The organism is Marivita sp. (assembly GCF_965656765.1).
Classification (GTDB): Bacteria; Pseudomonadota; Alphaproteobacteria; order Rhodobacterales; family Rhodobacteraceae; genus Marivita.
Window position 1 is genome coordinate 1 of sequence record NZ_CBFHLV010000097.1, and the last position, 7,517, is coordinate 7,517.

The window sequence follows — 7,517 nt, forward strand, 5'->3', positions numbered from 1 at the left end:
CATTGGACCGAACTATTCCGATGTGTTGCCAAAAACATAGGGGCGCGCGCCGTCTTCCCAAACAGGGATTTTTGTCATGGCCTTCTGAAAATCGGCGCTTTGAAGGAAGCCATCCAGCCAAAGGATCACGTGGGGCCAAGGCTGCGCATCAAACCAGGCACGGTCAATGTGGGCGAACTGCCGGACGAATGGAAAGATCGCAATGTCGGCCAGAGTGGGACTGTCGCCTGTCAGGAAAGCCTGCATGGCCAATCGCGTTTCAAGAGACTGAATGAATTCAGACGCTTTCGCCTGTTCGGATTGCGGATCGAGATCAGGATAACGGACGGCGTATTTTGTATGATCAAGCGCCGATTTGAAGGGTCCGTCGTTCTGGGCAATCAGAGTTTCGCCAATATTGGGCATGTTCAGCAGCCCATCCGGATCACTTTGCCCAAGCGCCCAATGCATGATGTCGAGGCTTTCATCTAAATTCAGAACGCCCGCTTGCAGATTGGGTACCGTGGCCGAAGGTGATGAACTGAGAAACGCCTGCGGCTTATCTTTCAATTTGATCTCGCGCAGTTCCACCTCCAGCCCCGCGCTCAAAACTGCCATCCGCGCCCGTATTGCATAAGGACAGCGACGAAAGGACCACAGGATCGGTCGAGGCATGGTCAACATGTCTTGGTTCATGGGGGCACTGTAAGAATAATAGAGTTTGCAGCAAAATCGAAACCTTCGGGCGAGCTTCACAACGATAACAGGATGATCGCTTCATTTCCTAGCGACAACCTCAGCCCTTTGTACATTTATGCAATCGCAGCGAATGTCGGCAATGCGAGCTGCAGAGCAGTGGCGAGACCCTTGCGTCAACGGCAGCAGTGGGCCTTCCTCAACGAGGCCTAGCGGCGCGGGACAGGTCCACACAGGCAAATTCGGATTTGGGGCTACCGAACGGGGTTCAAGTAATTTTATTCAGATAATAACCAATTTAAAATCTGACACTTGCCTTTCTTTTGCGCCCCGCACCCCGGCACCATTTTTATTATGAAAAATCAGCATCCTGCGACTAACAGTCGTTACAACGCGATGTATGGAGTGAGGTTTCAAGCCAAACCAATGAACGTCATTTAGTAGTTCATACACCGAGCTTTCTAGGAGCACGGCAAGACGATGCGGCTTAAAGCACGAGAACACATTGGCATTAATTCCACAAGCCAATGCTCGGATTTGTTAATCGCGTAAGACCGCCATACTGTTGCTGTCCCACGCCGCCCAGATCGGGTCATCGCCAATTGAATGTCCGGTGTCGGAATCGACAAACGCCCGCAGTCTTGCACCATCGGTCTGGTCTACGACCATATCCACAGCCATTCGACTGCCGAGAAACGTCCGGCTGATCACGCGGCCCTGAACTGCGTTGGGCAAATCCGGGCGTTTTTTGTGAAAGCCGAGCTTTTCCAGTCTGACGGAGGCCGTGATTGACGCGCCTTCGGTCGGGACGCCCGATGGTGCATGGCCTCGCAGGGTTTGGCCGAACCAATCCATCACAACTGCCCCACCATCAACGCCGCGCATCTTGCCCGATAGCAGGTTTGTCTCACCAATAAATTCGGCGACAAAACGGCTTATGGGGTGGAAATAGAGGTCTTCCGGTGTGCCGTCCTGCTCGACACGGCCTTGGTTCATGACAACGATCCTGTCTGACATCGTCAGGGCCTCTTCTTGATCGTGGGTGACAAAGAAGAAGGTTTTGTGGGTCTGACGCTGAATGGATTTAAGTTCCCGCTGCACCTGTCCCCGTAATTTGGCATCCAGCGCGCCGAGTGGTTCGTCCAAAAGCAAAAGCGCCGGATCCGGGGCCAGTGCGCGTGCCAAGGCCACCCTCTGCCGTTGCCCACCAGACAACTGCTCAGGATATCGATCAGCAAACCCATCAAGCTCGAGGAACGACATGATTTCGTCCAGCCGCCGCTTAATCGCAGGTTTGTCCATCCCTTTGAGTTCGAGCGCAAATGATATGTTCTGTTGGACCGTCATGTGGGGGAAAAGAGCGTAGTCCTGAAACACCATGTTCACGTGGCGCTTTTCCGGCGGTTGGTTCGTAACGTCTTCGCCATCAAGAATAACGCGCCCAGTGTCTGGTCGTTCAAACCCGCCGAGAATCCGCAGGGTCGTGGATTTGCCACAGCCAGATGGGCCGAGGAAAGTCACGAACTCCCCTTCCGCAATATCGAGCGACAGATTTTCTAGTGCGACCGCATCACCGAAGCGTTTGGATATACCTTCTATATGGACAAGTGGGGATGTCATACCTGACTCTCCTTGTTGGCGCGGCGGGTAAATCGTTCGGCCCAGATGCCAATGGCCGCAGTGAGTACAAGCGCGACAGTGGCAATCGCATTGATTTCTGGCGACATACCAGATCGCAGCATTGCGAAGATCAGCACCGGAAGTGTCGGTTCGTAGCCTCCGAGAAAGAAGGACCGCACGAAATCGTCAAAGCTTAGCAGCAGGCAAAACACGCTGGCGCCCAAGATCGCCGGGACGAGATACGGCAGCGTAATCCGCATGAACGCGATAAGCGGGTCAGCCCCAAGGTCGCGCGCCGCTTCGATCTGGCTTTTGGGTAAGGTCGATAGCCTTGCCATCACAACCAGTGAAACAAATGGCACGTTGTGCACAGCGTGCGCCCAGATAATCGCGCCCATGCCCGGCTCAATGCCTAGCGTGCGTGCGTAGATGCGAAACGCGATTGCGGAAATGATCCCCGGCACCAGTGCCGGCAGCACCATGAGGCCAAACGTGACCGCCCGCCCCCAAAACTTACGACCCTCGAGCAAAACCGCAACCCACGTGCCAACAATCACGGAAATCAGTGTCGACAGGATGGCGATCAAAACGGAATAGCCGAATGTATAAAGCACCTCTGCATCAGAAAACACGCCAGTGTACCAATCAAGAGTCCAGGACCGGATTGGAAACCCGATGAACTTGCTGTCCTTGAAACCCATCATGACCATCAGGATCAGCGGCACAAAGACGTACAAGACAAACGCCCAATAGACACAGGCCAAAAAGATGCGGTTGCCGCGATTCAACTCGACCCGTTGGTTCATTTTGTGTCTCCTTTGCGGAGCATGTTCATCAATTTCTGAAAGACACCTGTGATCACCAAAGCAGCCGTGAACATGATTACTGCAAAGGCTGCGCCGGTGGGCCATTCGTCGCCCGCCACATGGAAGAACCCGGCAATGGTCTCTGCGAAGACCGTCGTTGAAGGCCCCCCTAAGAGCACCGGGGTCGCGTAGAACCCTGTTGAGATCAGAAAGACCAGAGTGCAGCCCGATGAGATACCTTCGATGGTCAGCGGAAGTGATATACGGCGGAACCGGGTCCAGGCCCCTGCTCCAAGATCGGCGGCCGCTTCATTCATACTTTGCGGCAATTTCTCAAGTGCTGAATAGAGCGGCAGCAGCATGTAGAGCGCAGTAAGGTAGACGATTCCGATCCCCATGGAAAAGCTGGTGTACATAAACGGAATGGGGCGATCGATCAGCCCAAACCATTTGAGCACAAGGTTAACGGCCCCCGTATTGCCCAGTAGAATCATGATCGCATAGGTGCGCACGATTTCCCCAACCCAGAAAGGAATCAAGAGCAGCAAGAGCATAAGCATCTGGTTCTTGCGGCTGACATGGCGCGCGAGGAAATAGGCCACGGGATAGGTGATGATCAGCGTGCACAAGGTGAACACCGCAGCAAAGGTCAGCGTTCGGAAAAACGGCTGCCAGAAAATGCGATCTCCAAAGAACCGCATGTAATTATCGACTGTAAATTCCTGCGGCGTGCCCGGTGCCACTGGATACGCGTCAATCAGGGACACACGCAACATCTGAAGCATGGGCCCCAGATGCTGGGTCAGAAGCCAAAGGATCGGGAACGCAGCAAGGATCACAAACTGTCGGCGCGGTGACGCAGTCAGAAACGCTGAAAACGCACGATATGGTCCCCAATTGGCGACCCGTCCCCAGAATGGACGGTCACCCGAGGGCACCGCATGGCCGTCGCGGTCTTTGCGCACGGATGCGTCATAGGTCATCTGACGAATACCTTTCTCGACGGGAAATCTGTGTCGGCCCGCCACATTCGGCGGCGGGCCTCAGGGTCACACGGATCAGGCGGCCTTGACCGCCTCGACCGCTGGATCGACAAGACTGTATTTCATCTCGTTGGCCTCGGCGCGGAAGAACTGGAGATTGGCCAGCTGCTCTTCCGGGAAGGACGTCGATTTCTTTTCGAGGTCCGTCAGATAGTTTGACGCGTCCTTGTAGGTCGAGATAAAGCCCGACGCCTTGGTCATCGCGGCACCGATCTCAGGCGAGGCGAGAATTGCGTCAAGGAAAGTGTATGCGTTGTCCACATTTGGTGCGTTGTTTGCGACGTTATACGTATAGACAAAGCCGTAAGAGCCTTCGTTCGGGATCGTCATACCAAGCGGGAAGCCATCATTGATCAGCGCTGCCGCTGGTCCGTTCCAGCTATGGCCCAGTGCGATGTCTTGGTTGACCATCATCTGCTGGAATTCCGCACCACTATCATAATATTTACGGACCAATGGCTTATGATCGATCAGGAACTGCTTGGCCTCTTCCACGATGGCAGCGGCCTTTTCCGGATCGTCCATGTATTCGACCATGTTGCCATCGTAACCCATCTTGAGCATCACGATCGACATCATATCCTGAATGATATACGCGGTTTGACCCGAATATTTTTCCGAGAATAGTGTGTTCCAAGTCATCGCTTCTTCCTGCGAGACAAGCTCAGTGTTGTAGGACAGAACCTCCATACCGGACAGGATCGGTGCGCCCCATTTTTCACCGTTGATCGTCGACCAATCGCTTTCCGAGAAGGTTGGGTTGATGTTGCCCCAATTGCTAAGGCGGCTGGTGTCCAGAGGGGCCAGCAATTCGTTATCGATGAACTGCAGGAAGCGGTGGCCTGCAACGGTCATAATATCAACGGTTGGATTAGGCTGTTCAGCAGCGAGCAAATTGAACTGTTTGCCCTGATCGTCCACAAGGCGCACGTTAACTTTGATGCCGGTTTCGGACTCAAACTGTTCTTTGAAGCTTTCGGGCACAAAATCGTTGTACGTCCAGATATTGACCTCTCCACTGCCCTGCGCAGCCGCACGGCGTAGATAGGCCGGGCTTGCCACCGCAGCACCAGCAAGTGCGGTTGTGCCGATAAAGCGGCGGCGGTTCATCAAAAGCTTGGTCATGTCATCATCTCCTTGTTGTATATTTTTTTGTTTCCGTACGCTTAGTGTTCATGACGCCAGGTCATCTGTCTAGCGCAACAGACCGGTACGGGCGGCCTGCTGCAAGTCGTCAAGGCTGTAACGTTCTAGATCGAGCGCAGTCAGCAGTTCGTTTTCCCGCGCGAAATCGCGGTCGTACATGGCCGAGAAAACCTGAATCCCGGCTTCGTGCAAAATGGCTGGTCGATCGACCAGCCGCCCTAGAACAGCGGTAAGTTGTAAGCCATATGGCACATCTTCGGTCACGTAACGGCTATCAGCGGTTGCAGGGCCGGTACCGCCATTTCCTTGTGCGTGCATCTGCTGGTTCATCTCGGAAATCGACGCGACGGGGACGTGAAAGCTGAGGTGAAAATGCTCGAAGATCGTTTTTACTGAAAGGCCCAGCGCTTCTGCAATGGCAAGTCGTTCCAGATCAAGTTTTTCTAGCAGCCGTCCCACCTTGGGTGTCACGTTCTGCCCTTGGCTCCACACCTCGCCACGTTCCATGCGGGTAATGTTGCCAAGAGCAATCCCCAGATGGTTCTGTGGGTTCAGGTTTGACAAGGAAATCGCCAGAAGCCCGTCGCGCGGCTGAAATCGATCGCCGAACAGGTTTTGGCACAGGGCCAGTGCCGCCTCTGAAGCACTGTCAGGAACAGTGCACAGATCGACCCGGCTACGCACGGTATTGACCCGAACCACCGGCCCGTCTTGCCGCCGCCCGGTGACGACGGTTGTGCCCCACGCGGTAATCGGGGTCGACACGCCGCGCGCCTCCAGCAAACGCATCAAATAGATCGCTCCCATTGAAGCATGAGACGACATGATCACGTGCTGGCCAGCGCTTATGTGAGGGGCAAGCGCATCCATGACGGCCTTGTGACCGTAACCTGGCACGGCAATGATCAGAACGTCATTTTCCAAAACCAGATGTTCAGCCGACGCCGCGATGCGGGGCGAGAAATCCAATTCAAGTGCGCCTCCCGCTGTGACGCTGCCTTTCAAGCCGTATGTCCCGGAACCAGAAGGCGACCAGAGCATCGGGTCGTGCCCCTGATCCGCCAAAAGCGCGGCTGTCCCCAACGCGATGGAGCCTGCTCCGGCGATGCCGACCTTCACCGCGCTCATGCCGTTCCCTCAGACCGGACCGGATCACCCAGCACATGCATCAACCGATTGGCCCATCCAAAGAGCGAAGACGATAGGATCAGGTCCAGAATTTCTTCATCCGTCAGCCCAACCGCACGCAACGCGGCCATGTCTTCAGGGCCAGCGTTCGGGGGCGCTTCCGACAGCTTGCGTGCAAATGCAAAGATCGCGGTATCGCGTGGTGACAAATCAGCATTCGCGCCGTCTGCGAAAAGCTTGTCAGTCACGTCGGTGCTGTTTTCCAGCTTGGCGTGCCTGTCCGCATGCACCGCAGCGCAGTATATGCATCGATTGACCATAGACGCAGCAATTGCCCCGAGTTCGCGTTCCGCGCGGGACATGCCGCCTTCGTCATACATGATCGCGTTGAACAACGGAGATCGCACGGCGAGGCTTTCCACGTCGTGCGCCAGTGTCAAGACATAGGCCGACACCTTGGTGTTCGACGGCGTGACTTTCAGCGCATCAAGTTGCGCGGGCGTGGCCTCATTGAGTTTTAGCGGCGTCACCCGCGGCTGCCACTCGGGCACCCGGCGCGTGAACTTGTGCACCACGCGGCTCATTGATTGCCCCCCTGCATCAGGCGCAAACCGGCAACCACCCGAACCTGGTAGGCTACAAACGCCACCAACTCGCATATGCGCACGATGTCGGCATCGCTGATACCAGTTGCTTTTAGACGAGCAATATCCTCCGCTTCAATTTCTCTCGTTGCGTTGGCTGTCTTATCGACAAAGGTGACCAGCACGGAATCCTCTGAGCCACCGTCCTGCGCTGGATCACTGATGTGCGTACGTGCACCAGCGACTTGAGCGTAACGCGTTGCAAGTACAGCATCACCCGCTTGTGCCGCGATGCGTGCGGCAATGGCGGCGCGGAGGTCATGCGGAAAGGCGCCACATTCCTTTGGTCGTAGAACCGCATCTTCTGCAGCTTGTGTCATGGCAAAGATATTGGCGCGAGTCTGCACCGCATCTGTTATGGATCCAGTCTTTTTCACTCCCGCCGACGAAAGCGATGTCGTGTCAAACACGCTCATGCGACCTTGCCCTTCTGGCTATTCTGTTCAAGCTCTGTC

The 7,517-nt window shown here is 55.3% G+C and carries 8 protein-coding genes; all 8 read right to left on the minus strand.

Annotated features, from left to right (window positions below; translation table 11 throughout):
* Positions 1-12: 12 nt before the first annotated feature.
* The 8 genes from ACTG4M_RS16565 to ACTG4M_RS16600 all read right to left on the minus strand — a co-directional run bounded on the left by ACTG4M_RS16565 (position 13) and on the right by ACTG4M_RS16600 (position 7,478).
* Positions 13-675, minus strand: a complete 663-nt coding sequence (locus ACTG4M_RS16565) for a glutathione S-transferase (protein ID WP_439124775.1) — start codon at positions 673-675, stop codon at positions 13-15.
* A 540-nt stretch (positions 676-1,215) separates the two neighbouring features.
* Complete coding sequence (locus tag ACTG4M_RS16570; protein ID WP_439124776.1) at positions 1,216-2,295, minus strand: ABC transporter ATP-binding protein; 1,080 nt, start codon at positions 2,293-2,295, stop codon at positions 1,216-1,218.
* Positions 2,292-3,083 carry an ABC transporter permease gene (locus tag ACTG4M_RS16575; protein ID WP_439124782.1) on the minus strand — a complete coding sequence of 264 codons (792 nt, stop codon included), beginning with the start codon at positions 3,081-3,083 and terminating at the stop codon, positions 2,292-2,294. The genes ACTG4M_RS16570 and ACTG4M_RS16575 overlap by 4 nt, the downstream gene beginning before the upstream one ends.
* A gap of 14 nt (positions 3,084-3,097) precedes the next feature.
* Complete coding sequence (locus ACTG4M_RS16580) at positions 3,098-4,084, minus strand: ABC transporter permease (RefSeq protein ID WP_439124777.1); 987 nt, start codon at positions 4,082-4,084, stop codon at positions 3,098-3,100.
* Positions 4,085-4,159: 75 nt separating this feature from the next.
* Complete coding sequence (locus tag ACTG4M_RS16585) at positions 4,160-5,269, minus strand: ABC transporter substrate-binding protein (protein WP_439124778.1); 1,110 nt, start codon at positions 5,267-5,269, stop codon at positions 4,160-4,162.
* 69 nt (positions 5,270-5,338) lie between these two features.
* Positions 5,339-6,418 (minus strand): NAD/NADP octopine/nopaline dehydrogenase family protein, encoded by a 1,080-nt coding sequence (locus tag ACTG4M_RS16590; RefSeq protein ID WP_439124779.1) that lies wholly within the window; start codon positions 6,416-6,418, stop codon positions 5,339-5,341.
* Positions 6,415-7,002 (minus strand): peroxidase-related enzyme, encoded by a 588-nt coding sequence (locus ACTG4M_RS16595; protein ID WP_439124780.1) that lies wholly within the window; start codon positions 7,000-7,002, stop codon positions 6,415-6,417. The genes ACTG4M_RS16590 and ACTG4M_RS16595 overlap by 4 nt, the downstream gene beginning before the upstream one ends.
* Positions 6,999-7,478: a hypothetical protein gene (locus ACTG4M_RS16600; RefSeq protein ID WP_439124781.1), complete on the minus strand. Its 480-nt coding sequence runs from the start codon at positions 7,476-7,478 to the stop codon at positions 6,999-7,001. The genes ACTG4M_RS16595 and ACTG4M_RS16600 overlap by 4 nt, the downstream gene beginning before the upstream one ends.
* Between the last annotated feature and the right edge of the window lie 39 nt (positions 7,479-7,517).